General features: G+C 64.1%; 17 protein-coding genes and 1 pseudogene. 11 read left to right on the top strand and 7 right to left on the bottom strand.

The features are described from left to right. Positions 1-32 precede the first annotated feature (32 nt). From Q4543_RS02850 to pnp, 4 genes are all read left to right on the top strand, one after another. On the top strand, positions 33-533 hold the full coding sequence (locus Q4543_RS02850) for a DUF1643 domain-containing protein (protein WP_303436242.1): 501 nt from the start codon (positions 33-35) through the stop codon (positions 531-533). Between the two features lie 73 nt (positions 534-606). After that, on the top strand, positions 607-1,203 hold the full coding sequence (locus Q4543_RS02845) for a hypothetical protein (protein ID WP_303436241.1): 597 nt from the start codon (positions 607-609) through the stop codon (positions 1,201-1,203). Between the two features lie 141 nt (positions 1,204-1,344). Continuing rightward, entirely contained in the window at positions 1,345-1,614 is a 270-nt protein-coding gene (gene rpsO / locus Q4543_RS02840) for a 30S ribosomal protein S15 (RefSeq protein ID WP_216003434.1), read from the top strand. A 411-nt stretch (positions 1,615-2,025) separates the two neighbouring features. Further along, positions 2,026-4,167, top strand: a complete 2,142-nt coding sequence (pnp, locus tag Q4543_RS02835) for a polyribonucleotide nucleotidyltransferase (RefSeq protein WP_303436240.1) — start codon at positions 2,026-2,028, stop codon at positions 4,165-4,167. 724 nt (positions 4,168-4,891) lie between these two features. On the opposite strand, the pseudogene Q4543_RS02830 reads toward pnp, so the two are convergent. From Q4543_RS02830 to Q4543_RS02820, 3 genes and pseudogenes are all read right to left on the bottom strand, one after another. Beyond that, positions 4,892-5,023, bottom strand: a pseudogene (locus Q4543_RS02830) (IS5/IS1182 family transposase); the annotation flags it as partial. Positions 5,024-5,072: 49 nt separating this feature from the next. Beyond that, a complete protein-coding gene (locus Q4543_RS02825) occupies positions 5,073-5,429 on the bottom strand; it encodes a transposase (RefSeq protein ID WP_303436318.1) in 357 nt (118 codons plus the stop codon). A gap of 768 nt (positions 5,430-6,197) precedes the next feature. Continuing rightward, positions 6,198-6,884 (bottom strand): response regulator transcription factor, encoded by a 687-nt coding sequence (locus Q4543_RS02820; RefSeq protein ID WP_216003431.1) that lies wholly within the window; start codon positions 6,882-6,884, stop codon positions 6,198-6,200. A gap of 159 nt (positions 6,885-7,043) precedes the next feature. On the opposite strand from Q4543_RS02820, the gene ribA reads away from it, so the two are divergent. Together ribA and Q4543_RS02810 are read left to right on the top strand one after the other, a co-directional pair. Beyond that, complete coding sequence (gene ribA, locus Q4543_RS02815; RefSeq protein ID WP_303436238.1) at positions 7,044-8,132, top strand: GTP cyclohydrolase II; 1,089 nt, start codon at positions 7,044-7,046, stop codon at positions 8,130-8,132. Then, positions 8,129-8,617: a L,D-transpeptidase gene (locus Q4543_RS02810; protein ID WP_303436237.1), complete on the top strand. Its 489-nt coding sequence runs from the start codon at positions 8,129-8,131 to the stop codon at positions 8,615-8,617. The genes ribA and Q4543_RS02810 overlap by 4 nt, the downstream gene beginning before the upstream one ends. Here the strand turns inward: Q4543_RS02810 and argE are convergent. Then, positions 8,614-9,768 (bottom strand): acetylornithine deacetylase, encoded by a 1,155-nt coding sequence (gene argE / locus Q4543_RS02805; RefSeq protein ID WP_303436236.1) that lies wholly within the window; start codon positions 9,766-9,768, stop codon positions 8,614-8,616. The two genes, Q4543_RS02810 and argE, sit on opposite strands and share 4 nt — an antisense overlap. A 455-nt stretch (positions 9,769-10,223) precedes the next feature. Here argE and Q4543_RS02800 point away from each other — a divergent pair, with 455 nt between their 5' ends. The 4 genes from Q4543_RS02800 to Q4543_RS02785 all read left to right on the top strand — a co-directional run bounded on the left by Q4543_RS02800 (position 10,224) and on the right by Q4543_RS02785 (position 15,476). After that, on the top strand, positions 10,224-11,324 hold the full coding sequence (locus Q4543_RS02800) for an ABC transporter ATP-binding protein (protein ID WP_303436235.1): 1,101 nt from the start codon (positions 10,224-10,226) through the stop codon (positions 11,322-11,324). A gap of 105 nt (positions 11,325-11,429) precedes the next feature. Beyond that, positions 11,430-12,536, top strand: a complete 1,107-nt coding sequence (locus Q4543_RS02795) for an extracellular solute-binding protein (RefSeq protein WP_216003426.1) — start codon at positions 11,430-11,432, stop codon at positions 12,534-12,536. 107 nt (positions 12,537-12,643) lie between these two features. After that, a complete protein-coding gene (locus Q4543_RS02790; RefSeq protein ID WP_303436234.1) occupies positions 12,644-14,281 on the top strand; it encodes an ABC transporter permease in 1,638 nt (545 codons plus the stop codon). 4 nt (positions 14,282-14,285) lie between these two features. Next, a complete protein-coding gene (locus Q4543_RS02785; RefSeq protein ID WP_303436233.1) occupies positions 14,286-15,476 on the top strand; it encodes an ABC transporter permease in 1,191 nt (396 codons plus the stop codon). A 113-nt stretch (positions 15,477-15,589) separates the two neighbouring features. Here the strand turns inward: Q4543_RS02785 and Q4543_RS02780 are convergent, their stop codons facing one another. After that, a complete protein-coding gene (locus Q4543_RS02780) occupies positions 15,590-16,075 on the bottom strand; it encodes a lytic transglycosylase domain-containing protein (RefSeq protein ID WP_303436232.1) in 486 nt (161 codons plus the stop codon). 143 nt (positions 16,076-16,218) lie between these two features. Here Q4543_RS02780 and Q4543_RS02775 point away from each other — a divergent pair, with 143 nt between their 5' ends. Further along, positions 16,219-17,067 carry an SDR family oxidoreductase gene (locus Q4543_RS02775; RefSeq protein WP_303436231.1) on the top strand — a complete coding sequence of 283 codons (849 nt, stop codon included), beginning with the start codon at positions 16,219-16,221 and terminating at the stop codon, positions 17,065-17,067. A 3-nt stretch (positions 17,068-17,070) separates the two neighbouring features. Here Q4543_RS02775 and dxs read toward each other — a convergent pair whose 3' ends face one another. Continuing rightward, complete coding sequence (gene dxs / locus Q4543_RS02770; RefSeq protein WP_303436230.1) at positions 17,071-18,996, bottom strand: 1-deoxy-D-xylulose-5-phosphate synthase; 1,926 nt, start codon at positions 18,994-18,996, stop codon at positions 17,071-17,073. Between the two features lie 14 nt (positions 18,997-19,010). After that, positions 19,011-19,880: a polyprenyl synthetase family protein gene (locus Q4543_RS02765; protein WP_303436229.1), complete on the bottom strand. Its 870-nt coding sequence runs from the start codon at positions 19,878-19,880 to the stop codon at positions 19,011-19,013.

The following is a 19,880-nucleotide window of genomic DNA, read 5'->3' as shown; positions in this document are numbered from 1 at the left end:
ACTGCGCGCGGGGCGAGGGCTATCTGCGCACCATGATCGAACGGCAGCATATCGAGGCGGGCGTTGTCTCGCGTGCGCTTTATTCGCCTTGCGAGGCGTACCGCTACGGGCTCGAACGGCGCTGGGGCGAGGGCGGCTGCCTGCTGTTCATCATGCTCAACCCCTCGACCGCCGACGAGCGGCGCAACGATCCCACCATCGAGCGCTGCCAGCGCCGGGCCGTGGCGCTGGGTTTTGGCGCGTTGCGCATCGCCAACCTCTTTGCCTTTCGTGCCACGCGGCCCGCCGATCTGCGCCGCGCGCCGGTGCCGGTCGGGCCGGAAAACGACGCGCTCTTGTTGCGCTGGCACCGCGCGGCGGAGATGACCCTTGCGGCATGGGGCACGCATGGCAGCTATCTGGGGCGCGCTGCGCAAGTGGCGGAGCTTTGCGGCGAGCTGCATCACCTCGGGCTGACCCGCGACGGGCACCCGAGGCATCCGCTTTATGTCCCTTACGCGGTTGCGCCCTTGCCGTGGGTGCGCCCCGCGTAAGGCGCGCCGCCGTTCGAGCCATGTTTACCTTTGTCTGTCATGCAGGGGCCGAGCGCGTTTCGAGGGATGGCAGATGCTTTGGCTCGCTGGGCTGATGGGAATGATGGTGCTGGGATCGGTGGCGGTTTTTGGCACGCAGGACAGCGGGGACGAGCCGGGTGACGGCGCGTTGCCTGACGATGACGGCAGGACGGACCCTGTCGTCGCTCTGCGCGCGGAATGGCCGCCGGGCGGCGATCTGCCGTCGCCGGGGCCGCAGACCGCCGCTAAACTGGCCGGAAACCTGCCCGGCGATGCCACCGACCATCCGGCCGCGCTGGCGGATGCCGCCGCAACGCGCTGGCCGGGTGCTGACCCCAAGGCGGACCCAGACGAGATGACCGACGAGGCGCTGGACGAGGGCGCGCCGCTCTACTGGGACGATGGCCGGGGCGACGCGGGGCCAGCGCCCGCAGACCCTGATGCGCCAGATGCACACATGGTCATCGTCTGGGACGACAGCGATGGCGGCGCGCCGCCGCTGCTGGGTCTGCGTGTTTCCAAGACGCCGGGCATGACCGATATCCTGCTGGATGGCGCGCCAGTCGCCACGCTGCCCGCGGCGGATGTGCCCCCGCCGGACAGCATCGTTCTGATCAGCGAAAGCGCCGCGGTGGGGCTGCCTGTCTGACCACATGGCCTTTTCCTTTGCCAAACGCGCGGAATCGCCCTATAGGCGCACATCCCCCGGTCCGCCGGGCGGATATCTCCACGGGCCTTGCTGGACGACATCCCGGCCTGCGCCATTCACACAAACCCAAAGGAGACCCCGATGTCGATCACCGTCGAAGAAAAGAACCGCCTGCTGAAAGAATTCGCAACCAAGGAAGGCGACACCGGTTCGCCCGAAGTTCAGGTTGCCATCCTCACCAGCCGCATCACCACGCTGACCGAGCACTTCAAGACCCACAAGAAGGACAACCACTCGCGTCGTGGCCTTCTGATGATGGTGGCTCAGCGCCGCAAGCTGCTGGATTACCTCAAGAAGAAAGAAGAGGCTCGGTACACCGACCTCATCAAGCGCCTCGGCATCCGCCGCTAAGCGCTTCGGCATCTGCCGTTAAGCATACGGGCATCGCGCCCCATCGGTTTTGCAGACGCCCGCTTCCACCGAAGTGGGCGTTTCGCGTTTTCGGCCCCTGCGCAAGGCCGTGGGCAAGGCATGGCAGGGGTCGCGGGCGGCGCGGACAGGATGGCAACGCGCAGGCCCGGTGGCAGGGGCAGGGGGCCTTGGCTGGCCCGCGCCGTTGCTATGGGGGCGCGGCAGCAGGATCTCGGGTTTTTCTTTCAATCTGTGGCAAAACACTATATGGGCGGCCCCATCTGAGACGTGACGCCGATAGCCCCCGGGCGCGTGCAAGAGGATGAAGGGGGCGGCGGCAATGGGGCCGCCACGCAAAATGGGAGACGCGGGAGGGCCCGCGAGGCTCCCCTACAGGATATGCATACGCAAATGTTCAACATCTCCAAGAAATCCATGCAGTGGGGCGAAGAGACCCTCACCCTGGAAACGGGCAAGGTTGCCCGCCAGGCTGACGGCACCGTCATCGCCACGCTGGGCGAGACCTCGGTCATGGCCAACGTGACCTTCGCGAAAGAGCCGAAGCCGGGTCAGGACTTCTTTCCGCTGACCGTTCACTATCAGGAAAAATACTACGCTGCGGGCAAGGTTCCCGGCGGGTTCTTCAAGCGCGAGGCGCGGCCGACCGAAAAGGAAACGCTGACCGCCCGCCTGATCGACCGTCCGATCCGCCCGCTGTTCGTGTCCGGCTTCAAGCACGAAGTGCTGGTGATGTGCACCGTGCTGTCGCACGATCTGGTCAACGACCCCGATATCGTCGCAATGATCGCCGCTTCCGCTGCGCTGACCATTTCCGGCGTGCCCTTCATGGGCCCGATCGCTGGCGCCCGCGTCGGTTTTGAGGATGGCGAATACGTGCTGAACCCGACCGTCGATGATATGCAGGGGCTGCGCAACAACCCCGAGCAGCGTCTCGATCTGGTTGTGGCCGGCACCAAAGACGCCGTGATGATGGTCGAATCGGAAGCTTACGAGCTGACCGAAGACGAGATGCTCGGCGCCGTGGTCTTTGCTCACGAGCAGATCCAGCCGGTCATCGACCTGATCATCACGCTGGCAGAAGACGCCGCGAAAGAGCCGTTCGACTTCCAGGCACCGGATTATTCCGAGCTGTTCGGCGTTGTGAAGGGCCTTGGCGAAGACAAGATGCGCGCCGCCTATGCGATCTCCGACAAGCAGGCACGCGTTGCCGCCGTGTCGGCCGCCAAGGAAGAGATCAAGGCGCAGCTCTCCGAAGAGCAGCTTGAGGATGCCAACCTCGGCTCGGCCCTGAAGAAGCTGGAATCGACCGTTCTGCGCGCCGATGTGGTGAAGAACAAGCGCCGCATCGATGGTCGTGCGCTTGACGAGATCCGCCCGATCGTGTCGGAAACCAAGGTTCTGCCGCGCACCCACGGCTCTGCGCTGTTCACCCGCGGTGAAACCCAGGCGCTGGTCGTGACCACGCTGGGCACCGGCGATGACGAACAGTTCATCGACGCGCTGCACGGCAACTTCAAATCCAACTTCATGCTGCACTACAACTTCCCGCCCTATTCGGTCGGCGAAGTGGGTCGTGTGTCCGGTCCGGGCCGCCGCGAAATCGGCCATGGCAAGCTGGCATGGCGCGCGCTGCAGGCGGTTCTGCCGGCGGCGACGGATTTCCCCTACACCATCCGCATCGTGTCCGAGATCACCGAATCCAACGGCTCGTCGTCGATGGCGTCGGTCTGCGGCGGTTCGCTGTCGATGATGGACGCGGGCGTTCCGCTCAAGGCGCCGGTGGCCGGTGTGGCCATGGGTCTTGTGCTTGAGGACGATGGCGAATGGGCGGTCCTGTCGGACATCCTTGGCGACGAGGATCACCTCGGCGACATGGATTTCAAGGTTGCGGGCACCGAAAACGGCATCACCTCGCTGCAGATGGACATCAAGGTCGCGGGCATCACCCCCGAGATCATGAAGCAGGCGCTGGCGCAGGCCAAGGCCGGTCGTCTGCACATTCTGGGCGAGATGTCCAAGGCGCTGACCGAGGCGGGCGAGTTCTCTGAACATGCGCCGCGCATCGAGACCATGAACATCCCCACCGACAAGATCCGTGAAGTGATCGGCTCGGGCGGCAAGGTCATCCGCGAGATCGTCGAAGTGTCGGGCGCCAAGGTCGACATCAACGACGATGGCGTGATCAAGATCGCCTCGCCGAACGGCGAAGCCATCCAGAAGGCCTATGACATGATCTATTCGATCGTGGCCGAGCCCGAGGAAAACAAGGTCTACAAGGGCAAGGTCGTGAAGATCGTCGATTTCGGCGCCTTCGTGAACTTCTTCGGCAAGCGTGACGGCCTTGTGCATGTCAGCCAGATCGAAAACCGCCGCCTGAACCATCCTTCGGACGTTCTGAAGGAAGGACAGGAAGTCTATGTCAAGCTTCTGGGCTTTGACGATCGCGGCAAGGTGCGCCTCGCGATGAAGATGGTGGATCAGGCGACCGGCGAAGAGCTGGCCCCCGAAAAGAACAAGGAAGACGCCGAATAAGGCATCGCCTTTCGACCGTGATGTCAGCACCCCGACCGAAAGGTCGGGGTGTTTTCATTTTGCCGGGTCAGTTTGAATAAAGGTGCGATGGAAATGCTGGCGTCGACCTTGTCATCAAGGAAATTACCAATTTGTTAATGTCTGCATGATTGGATGCTAGCAAATGCGAATACGGCGGCGCCACTCACGGACCTAACGCCAGCCAATGGGCCCCGGGGCGGGGTATCCCGGGGCCCAGTCTATTCTTGAAAAGCGCTGATCACATGGCGGGACGCAAGTTCCCGGCGCTGCGCTTGCGATGCAATGTGATGTCCGGACCCGAATTGCAGGCTTTGCGTTGCAAAACCAGCTCTTGCTGGCGCGGCCCGGCAATAGCCTTGGCAGAGCTGGCAGAAAAAAAGGGCCGGGCAATGACGCCCGGCCAAGTCCAACAGGGAGGTGCATGTGAGAACCCGCACATGCAACGGGACAGCCCTTATCTAATACTCAAAGGTATTTGTACAATGCCCGTTTGCTCTGTCAAAAGGCGGAATTCCGCCTGTCGTCAATCTGACGACCGTCGCCGCGTTGCAGCAAAGGTTTCCACCCGTTCTCAGGAGCCGGGGCAGGGCACCTACGTTTTCATCCAAGGATAAGGTGCGCCGCGTCTTGAAACCATCTTCACTCTGCCAGCTTTGTCGCACAAATCGGGTGAAGGGCGTTCTTTCTCTTACCCCATAAGGGTTTACCCTAAGCGCTCGCTGACAGATATGCCATGCGCGCAATAGCGATTGAGCGCCGCGATACGGAGTTGGATGGCCGCGACCTGCCTGCCGAAGTCCCGTGCCATGAAAGATTGGCCCATCCGTTTCAGGCAGAGCCTCCACTGACCGACCGGGATGAAGGGCGCGCATTGCAAAGAAATCTCACGACAGCCGTAGGATGAGTCCGGCGAAAGGAGGGATTTGGCCGTCACCCGATTTATGCAACAGAGCCAGTTCGGTGGGGTTCAGGTCTGGCGGGTATGGCGGCAGGTAAAGGAACCAGCAGCCGTGGTCGCGCAAGGCCTCGGCGGCTTCCGCGTTCCGGTGCGTGGCTAGGTTGTCACGGATGACGACCGTGCCGGGGGCGATCTCAGGCACCAGCACTTTGCGGATGCAGACGGCAAACGCGGAGCCATCCATTCCCACTTTGATGACCCACGGGGGGATCAGTGCATCTTGGGTCAAGCCCGTGATCAAGGTCTTCGTTCCCCAACGGCCAAAGGGGGCGTCCGTGGTCAGCCGCTCCCTCGCTTGGCCCTGCTGCGCAGGCGGGCCAGGCTCACGTTCACTGAGTTTTTATAAATGAAGGCAACGTGTTCGAGAAAGGACGTGATGGCCGGAGCCTAATGCCTGAATCAACCGGCGCGCTGCTGTCTTACCTTGGCTCGACGGCGCTCTTTGGCGACCAGCGACTTTTTTGAACGTGTAGCTAAGCCGGGACAGCAGCTTGGCGATGGAAGAGGGATGTGCCCGCCCTCCCTCTGCCATCGCATCAGGCAGTTCGAAGAGCGTTATGTCGGGGTCCTGGGCGATAAGCTCTTCAAGGAAAGCCTGATGCGAGGCCAGCTTCCCCTCCCGGCCGTGTGGTGGGCCCTGACGGCGGGTTCCGTATGGCCCTTGGTCCGAGCCCCCCGTGCCCACCGCGCGCCCGTGCCGCGGACAACTTCGACGAAAAGCTGCCGCCTGCCCGCTTAACCCTTCTTCAATGTATTCCTGAAACCGCGCTCGCCGCGCAGGAGGCAGCGGTACTGACATGATCCGTCCTCCCAAGATGGATGAATCACATCTGTCGGATCAAGGGAATCCCCCGCGACTCAGGTTCAAAGCGAAACGCATTAATGACAGAGTGCGCTGTCTCAGGGGCAGAGGGGGCTAGCCCCCTGCGCTACGCGCTCCCCCCGGAGTTTATCTGGCAAGATGAAGGTAAGGCGCAGCGCCCTGCTTCATCTTGCCGGATAAACTCCCGCCGGAGGCAGGCCGGGCATTGTGGCCAGGCCTGCCTTTGCATCAGGAGACTAGACGATAGCCGCCGGATTCAGTCACAAGGATGCGCGCATTCGAAGGATCGGGCTCGATCTTTTGACGCAGGCGGTAGATGTGGGTTTCCAGCGTGTGAGTCGTGACGCCCGCATTATACCCCCAGACCTCGTGCAGCAGGACATCGCGGGGCACCACGCCTTCGGTCGAGCGATAGAGGTACTTCAGGATGCTGGTCTCTTTTTCGGTGAGGCGGATCTTGCGATCCTCCTCGGTCACCAGTAGCTTCATTGCGGGTTTGAACGTATACGGGCCGACGGTGAACACGGCATCCTCGGATTGCTCATGCTGGCGAAGCTGGGCGCGGATGCGGGCCAGCAGTACCGGAAACTTGAAGGGCTTGGTGACGTAGTCGTTCGCCCCGGCGTCGAGACCGAGAATGGTGTCGGCGTCGGTATCGTGACCTGTCAGCATGATGATCGGCGCCTTGACCCCTTGCTTGCGCATCAGCTTGCACAGCTCGCGACCGTCGGTGTCGGGCAGGCCGACGTCGAGAATGATCAGCTCGTAATTCTGTTCCTTGACCCGGCCCATGGCCCCGGTGCCGTTGTCGGCTTCGAACACCTCGAAGTCTTCGGTCATCACCAGCTGTTCGGCCAGCGCCTCGCGCAGGTCGTCGTCATCGTCCACCAGCAGGATGTTCTTGATCTGGGGCATGTCTCGGTCTTCCTTGTCTCGTTTCCCCTCACATGGAAACACCGTTGCGTGTGGGCAAGTTTTGCTGCAACTGTCTCACGCCCTCGTGTTGCGCTAGGGCTTTTGTTACAGGATCCGGGCTGATTTGTTGCAGTGCCGCCTCTGATCTGGAAGACTCGCATGTCCCTTGCCCCAAGCCTTATGGAACTTCTTGCCCGCGCGCGGGCCGATCTGCGCATGGGGGTGCCGGTGGTGCTGACCGGCGGCGAGGGTGGGGTTCTGATGCTGGCGGCCGAGACCGGCGCGCCCGAGCGGCTGGCAGAGATGCTGGCGCGGGGCGCGCCCGATCTGGTGCTGACCGCGCGCCGGGCCGAGACGCTCAAGGCGCGGGCGTATGACGGCGATGTCGCGCGGGTGGTGCTGCCCAAGGGCGCCGATATCGGCTGGGTTCAGGCCATCGCCGATCCCAAGGACGATCTGTCGGCACCGATGAAGGGCCCGCTTGCCACGCGGCGCGAGGGCAACGCGGCGCTGCACCGGCTGGCGATCACGTTGGCGAAATCGGCGCGTCTGTTACCGGCGGCGCTGGTGATGCCGCTGGAATCGCCCGAGGCGCTAGCCCGCAACGAGCTCCTGACCCTGATCGACGGCAACGAGGCCGCGCCGTGGCTGCTGGCGCTGGCGAATCTCGATCACGTGGTGTCGGCGCGCGTACCGCTACGCGCCGCCGAGAACGCCCGTCTGCATATCTTCCGCCCCGAGGATGGATCGGATGAGCATTACGCCATCGAGATCGGCCGCCCCGACCGCGCCGCCCCGGTGCTTGCGCGGCTGCATTCGGCCTGTTTTACGGGCGATCTGCTAGGCTCGTTGAAATGCGATTGCGGCCCGCAGCTGAACGCGGCGCTGGCAAAGATGGGGCAGGAGGGCAGCGGCGTCTTGCTGTATCTCAATCAGGAGGGGCGCGGCATCGGCCTTGCCAACAAGATGCGCGCCTATGCCTTGCAGGATCAGGGCTTTGATACCGTCGAGGCCAACCATCGGCTGGGGTTTGAAGATGACGAACGCGATTTCCGCCTTGGGGCCGAGATCCTGCGCAAGATGGGCTTTGGCGCGGTGCGGCTGCTGACCAACAACCCCGCCAAGATCGCCATGATGGAACGCTGCGGCATCGCGGTGAGTGAGCGTGTGCCGCTGAAAGTGGGCGAGAACCCGTTCAACGAGGCCTATTTGGCCACCAAGGCTGCCAAGTCGGGGCATCTGCTATGAGCATGGTGCTGACGCCGATGGGGCTGCGCTTTGCCGGGCGGGTCTGGCCCTGTTCGATCGGCAAGGGCGGAATCCGGGCGGACAAGCGAGAGGGCGATGGCGCAACGCCCATGGGCGCGCATCGCATTGTCGGCACGCTTTACCGGCCCGACCGCGTCGCGCCGCCCGCGCCTTGGGCGCAGCCGATCCTGCCCGGAGATCTGTGGTCTGATGCCGAGGGCGATGTCGATTACAACCACGCCGTCCGTGCACCCTATGCCCATAGCCACGAGCGGATGCGCCGCGCTGATCCGCTGTATGACATCGTGCTGCTGACCGACTGGAACTGGCCGGATGCGGTGCCGGGGCGCGGCTCGGCGATCTTTCTGCACCAGTGGCGCCGGCCCGGCTATCCGACCGAAGGCTGCATCGCCTTTCGCCGTGATCATCTCAGAGCAATTGCGGCGCTGGCGGTCCCCGGAACACCTTTGATCGTTCGGGGCTAGGCGCTGACGCTGCGCGCCACGCCTTCCAGCATCCCGATGCATTCGGCCAGCTGGGTGCGGGCGATGAATTCATCCGGCTTGTGCGCCTGCGCGATCGAGCCCGGCCCGCAGACCACCACCGACAGGCCCATTTCCTGAAACAGCCCTGCCTCGGTGCCAAAGGGCACCACGTCGCAGGCATTGCTGCCGGTCAGATGCGCCACCAGATCGCGGGCGGCGTTGTCGCTCATCGGCTCCAGCCCGGCGACCTCGCCGATCACCTGCGTGTCGATGCGTGCCTCGGGATGGATCCGGCGCATTTCGGGCAGCAGTTCGGTTTCGACAAAAGCGTTCAGCGCATCCTTGACGAAACCGGCATCGCCGGCCTGAACCGGGCGCATCTCCCATTCCAGTTCGGCGAGGCCTGGAATGACATTATGCGCAACGCCGCCGTGCAAACGCCCGACGCTCACCGTCGTCCAAGGCGGATCGAAGCGCGAGTCGAGCGGCGCGCGGCCCTTCAGCGCCTCGGCCAGCTGCATCAGCCGGGTGACATAGCGCACCGCGTAGCCCACGGCGTTGACTCCGCGCTCGGGCGCCGAGCCGTGGCCTTCCAGCCCGTGAAAGCGGCAGGTGTATTCGCAGCAGCCCTTGTGGCCCTCGATGATGCGCATTTCCGTCGGCTCACCGATGATGGCCATGGTGGGCGCATAACCGCGCCGCTTGAGTTCGGGCACCAGCGCGCGGGCGCCCATGCAGCCGACCTCTTCGTCATGGGTGAAGCACAGGTGCACCGGGCGCGTCAGCGTGCGGCGCGACAGCGATCCGGCCAGTGCCAGCGTCGCCGCGATGAAGCCCTTCATGTCGCAGGTGCCGCGCCCGTACAGCAGCCCGTCGCGGGCCACCATCTCGAAGGGATCGCTGCTCCAGGCCTGATCGGTCACCGGCACCACGTCGGTATGGCCTGACAGCACGATGCCGCCGGGGATGTCCGGCCCGAGGGTGGCGAACATGTTGGCCTTGGTGCCGCTGGCGTCCTCGAAAAGCTCGACGTTGGCGCCCAGCGGATCGAGCAGATCGGCGATCCAGCGCATCATCTCGAGATTGCTTTCGCTCGACACGGTGGGAAAGGCGATCAGCCGCGCGAGGATGTCTTCGGTGGTCTCAAGCATGTCGGCTGCGGCTCCTGTGGCATGGCGGGCGAGTCGGATCGGTGCCCCTGCCCATGGGCTAGCCGCTTGCGCGCCCGTTGGAAGGGCCAGCCGCGCCCGGATCGCTCGCAGCGGGCAAGCTGGTTTGGGGGTGGTGAATTTCGGTGCATCTGCCAGAGAAAACGGCACTTGTCATGCCGGTTTTGCCCGGTTTGCGCGATTCTGAGCCTGAAAAACATCTGTGTACATCCAGTTCAGGGGGCAGGGGTCCCCAGGTGGCGCGGTGAAATATCCTGCATACTGGATAATATTGGCCGTTTCGCCTGTAGTTCCGGCATATCACAAGGAAATATCCCGTGTTTGGGCTTGTGATCATTTCAAGCCGTGTATCCGGTTGCAACATGGGGCAGGGCGCGGTTTAGTTTGCCTACAATACAGCGAAGACAAATTCGCGATCTATCAACGGGGAGCCGGATTTGCCAGATACCGGAGCAAGCGACGCATTTGTCGCGTTCGAACGCGTACAGAAAAGCTATGACGGCGAGACGCTCGTCGTGAAGGATCTGAACCTGAGCCTGCCCAAGGGCGAGTTCCTGACCATGCTTGGCCCGTCCGGGTCGGGCAAGACCACCTGCCTGATGATGCTTGCGGGTTTCGAAACCGCAACCCATGGCGAGATCAAGCTCGACGGGGTCAGCATCAACAACATCCCACCGCACAAGCGCGGCATCGGCATGGTGTTCCAGAACTACGCGCTGTTTCCGCATATGACGGTGGCCGAGAACCTCGCCTTCCCGCTCGAAGTGCGAAAGATCGGCAAATCGGACCGCGAGGCCAAGGTCAAGCGCGCGCTCGACATGGTCGAGATGGGCGATTTCGGCAGCCGCCGCCCGGCGCAGCTGTCGGGCGGTCAGCAACAGCGGATCGCACTGGCCCGCGCGCTGGTGTTCGAACCTGAACTGGTGCTGATGGACGAACCGCTCGGCGCGCTCGACAAGCAACTGCGCGAGAAGATGCAGTTCGAGATCACCAATCTCGCGCACAGCCTTGGCATCACCACGGTTTACGTCACCCACGATCAGACCGAAGCGCTGACCATGTCCGACCGTGTCGCGGTGTTCAACGATGGGCGCATTCAGCAGCTGGCCCCGCCGGACGAGCTGTATGAGGCGCCCAGCAACAGCTTCGTGGCCCAGTTCATCGGCGAGAACAACACGCTCGAAGGCACTGTGACTCAATTGATGGGCGATCGCTGCACCGTGCAGCTTGAAAACGGTGCGATGATCGACGCCAAGCCGGTCAACGTCACCGAGGTTGGCCAGAAGACCCGCGTTTCGATCCGCCCCGAGCGGGTCGAGGTCAACCCCGAGCTTGGCCCCGATGCGCATACGCTGAAGGCCAAGGTGCTGGAATTCGTCTATATGGGCGATATTTTCCGCACCCGGCTCGAGGTGGCGGGGAACCGCGAATTCGTCATCAAGACGCGCAACCGTGCGGATCAGGAACGCCTGAAGCCGGGGCAGGAAGTCAACATCGGCTGGCTGCCCGAGGATTGCCGCGCGCTTGATGCAGATTAAGACCGGGGCGGGCGGCGACAGGCTGCCTGCTTCTTTACAGGGCCCGGACCCGAACCCGTGGACGCGCCCTTTCGACAAAACGGGTACAACACCAGGGAGCAATCAATGAAACTGACCAAGACCCTCCTGGCCTCGACGGCGCTCACCGTCGCTGCTGGCTCGGCATTCGCGCAGGACATGGCGGACAGCATGACGCTCGTCTCCTGGGGCGGCGCCTACCAGGCAAGCCAGGACAAGGCCTATGCCCAGCCCTATGTGGCCGAGCACCCCGACGTCACCGTGTCCTGGGATGAATCCTCGAACGAGGCCGTCGCCAAGCTGCGCGCCATGAACGAGGCCGGCAACATCACCTGGGATCTCGTCGATGTGGTCGCCGCGGACGCCATCCGTCTGTGCGACGAAGGCCTCGCGATGGAATACGACCCGGACGAGCTTCTGGCCCCCGCCGACGATGGCACCGATGCCTCGGACGATTTCGGTGACCTGATCGTGTCGGATTGCTTCATCCCGCAGATCGTCTATTCGACCACCGTAGGCTATCGCACCGATCTGGTGGGCGACACCCCTCCGACCGAGATCTGCGCCCTGTTCGACATGGACGCCTATCCGGGCAAGCGCGCGCTTGAAAAGCGCCCGATCAACAACATGGAATGGGCCCTGTACTGCGACGGTGTCGCCAAGGACGATATCTACGACGTGCTGGAAACCCCCGAGGGCCAGGACCAGGCGCTCGCCAAGCTTGATACCATCAAGGATCAGGTGGTCTGGTGGTCTGCTGGCGCCGACACGCCGCAGCTGCTGGCCGACGGCGAAGTCGTGATGGGCTCGACCTACAACGGTCGTCTGTTCTCGGTGATCGAGGAACAGGATCAGCCCGTTGGCATGCTCTGGGACATGCAGGTGTTCGACCTTGACGGCTGGATCATCCCGACCGGCCTGTCGGACGAAGCACTCGCTCGCGTCAAGGATTTCGTCTACTTCGCGACCGACACCCAGCGCCTTGCGGATCAGGCCAAGTACATCTCGTACGGCCCCGCGCGCATGAGCTCGGCCCCGCTGGTCGGTCAACACGCCGATCTGGGCATCGACATGGCGCCGCACATGCCGACCGATCCCGAGAACTCCAAGAACACGCTGCTCTACAACTACGAGTTCTGGGCTGACTATCGCGACGATATCGACGCGAAGTTCCAGGCCTGGCTGGCGCAGTAAACACGCTTGGGGGCGGGCCTTTGGTCCGCCCCCTCTGCAAAGGGCATTCGCCCGCGACAGCGCGTCCGCAAGAGACCGCACCAGAACAACCGACAACGGGGACCCCCATGACCCAAGCAAGCGCAGAAGGCGACGCCTCCGGCCCGATGCTGGCCGCCGATGGCACGCCTCTGAAAAAGAGCCTCGCGCGGGCATTGCGCCTGCAAAAGATACGCGCGCTGATGCTGATCGCGCCGCTGCTGCTGTTCGTGCTCGTGACCTTCATCGCGCCGATCGCCGATATGCTGTTCCGCTCTGTCGAGAACGAGATCGTTTCAGAGACCCTGCCGCGCACCACCGCCGCGCTGGCCGATTGGGACGGGCAGGGCCTGCCGCCCGAGGGGGTCTATGAAGACGCCTTTTACGATCTCTACATGGCCGCCGAGCGCAAGGAACACACCCGGCTTGGCACGCGGCTGAACTACGAAATGACCGGCGCCTCGTCGCTGATGCGCAAATCGGGCCGCGGGCTTGATGATATCGGCGAGGTCTATCAGGACCAGTTCGAAGATCTCGACAAGAACTGGGACGAGGCGCAGCCTTGGGCCGAACTGATGGGCGACCCCGAGTGGCTGACCGATCAGGCCGCGTGGGAAAAGGGCGATCGCATGCCCAAATTCACCCTGCGCGATGGCATCGCCGACCTGCTGCCCAAGACCGCCGAGCAATACGAGGCCTTCGCGCTCTACCAGCAGGAGGAAGAGGCCAAGAGCCCGCTCAAGGAAGAGCCGTGGTCCGCGGTGCACACCGCGCTGTACGAGGATCTGAAGGCCGGAGATCTGTCGGGCTACACCGGCCCGCGCGCCGAGATGCTGATCGCCGCCGATGCGCTGGTAGACAGCCCCGACTTCGAGACCGTGTCCTTTGCCGATGGCTTCGTCGAGATGGACGAGGACTGGGCGCAGCCCGAGATCTGGAAGACCATCAAGCTTTATGCGCCGGATTACACCTCCGGGTATTTCCTGAACTCGGTCGACATGCAGCTGACGCCGGAGGGCGTGGAAATGCGCCCCGAGAACGAGCGCATCTACATCCTGCTGTTCAAGCGCACGATCTTCATGTCTCTGGTCATCACCGGCTCGTGCATCCTGCTGGCCTATCCGGTGGCCTATATCCTGTCGAACCTGCCATCGCGTCAGGCCAACCTGCTGATGATCCTCGTGCTGCTGCCGTTCTGGACATCGCTTCTGGTGCGCACCTCGGCGTGGAAGGTGATGCTGCAACAGCAGGGCGTGATCAACGATGTGCTGGTCTGGCTGGGGCTGATCGCCGATGACAGCCGCCTTGTGATGATCAACAACCAGTTCGGCACCATCGTGGCGATGACCCACATCTTGCTGCCGTTCATGATCCTGCCGATGTATTCGGTGATGTCGACCATCCCGCCAACCTATGTGCGGGCGGCGAAATCGCTGGGCGCGACCAACTGGACGACGTTCTGGCGGGTGTATTTCCCGCAGTCCATCCCGGGCATCGGGGCGGGGTCGATCCTCGTGTTCATCCTGTCCATCGGCTATTACATCACCCCGGAAATCGTCGGCGGCACCACCGGCACGTTCATCTCGAACCGCATCGCCTATCATATCTCAAGCTCGCTCAACTGGGGGCTTGCAGCGGCGCTGGGGGCGATCCTGCTGGCAGTGGTTCTCATACTCTACTGGGCCTACGACCGGATCGTCGGCATCGACAACGTGAAGCTGGGATAAGGCCATGAACGACGTCATTCTCACACCCGCAGGGGAAAAGCCGCTGGGGTTCACCCTTGGGGTTCTGGCGGCGGCAGGCGCTGTCGCCGGGATCTTTATCGGCGCGGCCAACGGCTCGTCGCTGCTTGGGGTCATCGGCGGCGCCATCGTCATGGCGGGCATCGCCTATGTGCTGGTCAAACTGCTGGGCGAGGGGCTGGAAAAGCTCGCCCGTCTTGGGCTGGTCGCGCTGTTCGCGGTGGTCGGCCTGCTGCTGAGCGGCACGCCGGGGCTGGTCATCGGCGGGCTGTTCGGCTGGTTCTTTGGCTGGTTCGCCTACTGGATCGGCTTTGGCCGTTACCGGACGCCGCTGGTGCCTTACCTGACCTCTGGGCAGGTGCTGTGGCATTATACCTTCCGGGTGATCTGCGGCGCGATCTTCGTGTTCCTGATCACGCCGATCCTCGTGGTGATGCCGCTAAGCTTCAACGCCGAAAGCTTCTTTACCTTCACCCCGGAAATGCTGAGCTTCGATCCCGCCGGCTACAGCCTGCGTCACTACCGCGACTTCCTGACCAACCCGGAATGGACCCGCGCTGTCGAGAACTCGCTGCTGATCGCGCCGGTGGCGACGGTGATTTCGGTCTCGCTGGGCACGCTGGCGGCCATCGGCCTGTCGCAAAGCCACGTGCCGGGCAAACGGGCGATCATGGCGATCCTGATTTCGCCGATGATCGTGCCGCTGATCATCTCGGCCACCGGGATGTATTTCTTCTATTCGAAGATCGGTCTCGTGGGCACTTATTGGGGCGTGGTGCTGGCGCATGCGGTGCTGGGCATTCCCTTTGTCATCATCACCGTCACCGCGACGCTGGTGGGCTTTGATCGCTCGCTGACGCGGGCGGCGGCGAACATGGGGGCGAACCCGGTGACCACCTTTTTCCGGGTACAGATGCCGCTGATCCTTCCGGGGGTGATCTCGGGCGGGCTGTTCGCCTTCATCACCTCGTTCGACGAGGTCGTGGTGGTGCTGTTCATCGGTTCCGCCGAATTGCAGACGCTGCCGTGGCAGATGTTCACCGGCCTGCGCGAGCAGATCTCGCCGACGATCCTTGCCGCCGCGACGATCCTCGTGGGGATCTCGATCCTGCTGTTGACGGTGGTCGAGATGCTGCGCCGCCGCTCCGAACGGCTGCGGGGGATGACCCCGCGCTGACCTTGCCGAAATCGGCACATATCTGGAACGCGGGCGGAAATCTCTGCCCGCGTTCTGCGTTTCGAAAAGGGGAGGGCGCTGCGCATCCGAATCCGGTGCAACCGCGCACTGGCTCAGGCGCTGCGCAGCCCGGTGGCGATCAGCATGCCGCGCCGCTTGGCCTCGTAGTAATAGCCCTTCGCGTACCATGAAATGGCGCGGTCCTGACTGCCGTCGGACACCAGCCACGCGCCGCGAAGATATTTCACGCCGTATCGCAGGTTGGTATCCGGGTTCAGAAGATCCGGCGCGCTGCCCTGAAACCCCATGCTGCGGGCGGTTGCTGGCAGGATCTGTAGCAGGCCGTAATAGGGGCCGTTGCGGGCCTCGGGGGTGTGGGTGCTTTCGCGGATCGCAAGGCGGTGCACAAGCTCGCGGGGGACCTCGTAATTGTCTGACCATTTGTTGATCAGCTTGCGCAATTCCGCCGTTTCATTCGGATAAAGCGGCGGGTTGAAATTCATCGCCTTGGGGGCTTCGGCCTGCTGGGGAGACATGCTGCAGGCGGCAAGGGCGCCGGGAATGAGCGCAAGGACGCCTCGGCGGGAAATCGGGGTCATGGATCCTCGGTATGCTGTCAAACGCCTGCAATCGGCCTTAGCGCACCCGCCGCAATCCGGCCAGACGCGAGGATTTGCGTCGGCGTGTCTTCGCCCATGCGCCGCCCCTTGCATCCCGGCGCGGCGACGGTCAGGATTTGCGCATGAAAAACGTGCTGCTCTCTCTTGGACATGGCTATTCGGCGCAGGCTCTGGCTCAGCGGTTGCTGCCGCAAGGCTGGACGGTGCTTGGCACCACGCGCGATGCGTCAAAGGCCGAGCGTCTGCGCTCTGCCGGGGTCGTGCCGGTGGACTGGACGCCGCAAGCCGTCGAAGACGCGCTTGCGCAAGCCACGCATCTGCTGGTCTCAGCCGGGCCGGATGCCGATGGTGATCCGGCGCTGCGCCTTGCCCAGCAGGCGATCGTGCGGCGGGCATCGTCGCTGGCGTGGGTCGGTTATCTTTCCACAACCGGGGTTTACGGCGATCAGGCGGGCGGCTGGGTCGACGAGACGACCCCGCCAGACCCGAGCACCCGCCGCGGCCAGATGCGCGTTGCCGCCGAGGCGGCGTGGCAGGCGATCCCGGATCTGCCGCTGCATATCTTCCGCCTTGCCGGGATTTACGGTCCGGGCCGCGGGCCGTTCGAAAAGCTGCGCCGGGGCACCGCGCGGCGCATCATCAAGCCCGGTCAGGTGTTCAGCCGCATCCATGTCGAGGACATCGCGCAGACGCTCGACGCGTCGATCCGCCAGCCCAATCCCGGCGCGATCTACAATCTGTGCGACGATGATCCGGCCCCGCCGCAAGAGGTGATCGAATTTGCTGCCGCTTTGCTGGGCCTTCCGCTGCCCGAAGAAGAGGCATTCGACACAGCCGAGCTGACCCCGATGGCACGCAGTTTCTATGCCGAAAGCAAGCGCGTTTCGAATCGCCGGATCAAGGAAGAACTGGGCGTTCAGCTGATCTACCCCGACTACCGCGCCGGGCTGCGCGCGCTGCAGGGCGCGTAGCCGTCAGGCCTTGCGGCTTAGCACCTCGACCCCAAGCAGGCTCAGCACCTTTGCCTCGATCTGCGCGGCGTCCAGCCCGGCGCTGCGGTACATCGCATCGGGGCTGGCGTGGTCGATGAAGGTATCAGGCAGCACCATCGAGCGGAATTTCAGCCCGTGGTCGAACACGGCTTCGTCGGCCAGCAATTGCGCCACATGGCTGCCAAAGCCGCCGATTGCGCCTTCCTCGATGGTGATCAGCGCCTCGTGGTCGCGGGCCAGCCGCAGGATCAGATCGCGGTCGAGCGGTTTGGCAAAGCGCGCATCGGCAATGCTGGGGGTGATGCCACGCGCCTGAAGCTTTTCAGCGGCGGCCATCACCTCGCCCAGACGGGTGCCAAAGCTGAGGATCGCGACGCGCTTGCCGTCCTGAATCATCCGGCCCTTGCCGATCTCCAGGATCTCGCCCGTTTCGGGCATGTCGACGCCAAGCCCTTCGCCGCGCGGATAGCGGAACGCGATCGGGCCGCTGTCATGGGCGGCGGCGGTGGCGACCATGTGCTTGAGCTCGGCCTCGTCGGCGGCGGCCATCACCACCATGCCCGGCAGGTTCGTCATGAAGGCGATGTCGAACGCTCCGGCATGGGTCGCCCCATCCGCGCCAACCAGCCCGGCGCGGTCGATGGCAAAGCGCACCGGAAGCCGCTGGATCGCCACGTCATGCACCAGCTGATCGTAGCCGCGTTGCAGAAAGGTCGAATACATCGCGCAGAAGGGCCGCAGCCCGCCCGCCGCCAGCCCGGCAGCAAAGGTCACGCCATGCTGCTCGGCAATGCCGACATCGAACACGCGCGAGGGAAACCGCTCGGCCATCAGGTCAAGCCCGGTGCCGTCGGGCATGGCGGCGGTGACGGCGCAGATCCGCGGATCGACCTCGGCCAGACGGGTCAGTTCCTTGGCAAAGACCTTGGTATAGGCGGGGGCGTTCGACGGCGCCTTTTTCTGCTCGCCGGTGGCGACGTCGAATTTCGCGCGGGCATGGCCACGGTCGGCGGCGCCTTCGGCGGGGGCATAGCCCTTGCCCTTGCGGGTCAGCGCATGGATCAGGATCGGCCCGGTGGCACGGTCTCGCACGGTGCGCAGCACCGGCAGCAGCTGGGGCAGGTCGTGCCCATCGATCGGGCCGATGTAGCTGAAGCCCAGCTCCTCGAACAGGGTGCCGCCAACGGCCATGCCCTTGAGCATCTCTTTCGCCCGCTTTGCGCCTTCGCGCAGGGGCGGGGGCAACAGCGAAACCGCGCCCTTGGCGGCGGCCTTGAGATCGTGAAACGGCGCTTCGGCATAAAGCCGCGACAGGTAAGATGACATCGCGCCGGTGGGCGGGGCGATGGACATTTCATTGTCGTTCAGGATGACGATCAGCCGCTTGCCAAGGTGGCCGGCGTTGTTCATCGCCTCATAGGCCATGCCTGCCGACATCGATCCATCGCCGATCACCGCGATGGCATCGCCCGCGCCGGTATCGGTGGTGCCGCCCAGATCGCGCGCCACCGCAAAGCCGAGCGCCGCCGAGATCGAGGTCGAGCTATGCCCGGCACCAAAGCAATCATAGGGCGACTCGGATCGCTTGGTGAAGCCCGACAGCCCGCCTTCCATGCGCAGGGTGCGGATGCGGTCGCGCCGCCCGGTCAGGATCTTGTGCGGATAGGCCTGATGCGACACGTCCCAGATCAGCTTGTCGCGCGGCGTGTCGAACACCGCGTGCAGCGCCACGGTCAGCTCGACGACGCCAAGCCCGGCCCCCAGATGGCCGCCGGTCTGCGATACTGCCGCGATGGTTTCCGCCCGCAGCTCATGCGCGAGCTGTTCCAGCTCGGCATCCGACATCCGCTTGAGGTCCGCCGGAGAGGCCACGCGGTCAAGAAGCGGGGTGTCGGGGGTGGTGGTCATCAATCTACTCGCATTCAGTTCTGCCGGGAGATAACGAAGCGGGCGGCGTCCCGCAAGGCATCGGCCTTTGCCCCATAAGAGCATAGCGCGTCGCAGGCTTCGGTCACGAGGCTTTGCGCGCGCGCCTGCGCACCGTCAAGGCCAAGCAGGGAGACAAAGGTCGCCTTGCCGCGCCCCTCGTCCTTGCCGACGGCCTTGCCGACGGTTGCGGCGTCGCCGGTGACATCAAGAATGTCGTCGGCGATCTGGAAGGCAAGGCCAAGCCGGTCGGCATAGGCGGTCAACGGCGCAAGATCGGCCTGCGCCAGCCGTGCCCCCGCCGTGGCCGACCACGTGATCAGCGCGCCGGTCTTGCCGTTCTGCAAGGCGGTGATCTGCTCCAGCGTCAGCGGGCTGCCGGCGGTTTCCGCCGCCATATCCAGCGCCTGACCCAGCACCATGCCGCGCGCCCCGGCCGCCCGCGCCAGCGACAGCGTCAGATCGGCGCGCACCTCGGGCAGCGGGTGGCAGCGTGGATCGGCAACCAGTTCGAAACCAAGCGCCTGCAGCGCGTCGCCGGCCAGAACGGCGGTGGCCTCGTCCCATTTGCGGTGCACCGTGGGCTGGCCCCGGCGCACATCGTCGTCATCCATGCAGGGCAGATCGTCATGCACCAGCGAATAGGCATGGATCGCCTCGATGGCAGAGGCGGGCCAGAGCGCGCGATCCTGCGGCACATCGTGCAGACGCGCCGATTCCAGCACCAGCCAGCCGCGCAGACCCTTGCCGCCGCCGACCGCATAGCGCATCGCCCGGCTGACGGGCAGGTCCTGAAACCCGCTCAGAACGGCGTCGAAATGGGCCTCCACGGCGCGTGCGCCGCTGCCCAGACTGTCGCGGAACAT

It is taken from the genome of Salipiger sp. 1_MG-2023 (genome assembly GCF_030547555.1).
In the GTDB taxonomy this organism is placed as follows: Bacteria; Pseudomonadota; Alphaproteobacteria; order Rhodobacterales; family Rhodobacteraceae; genus Salipiger.
This window is presented reverse-complemented; position numbering and strand designations above follow the sequence as displayed.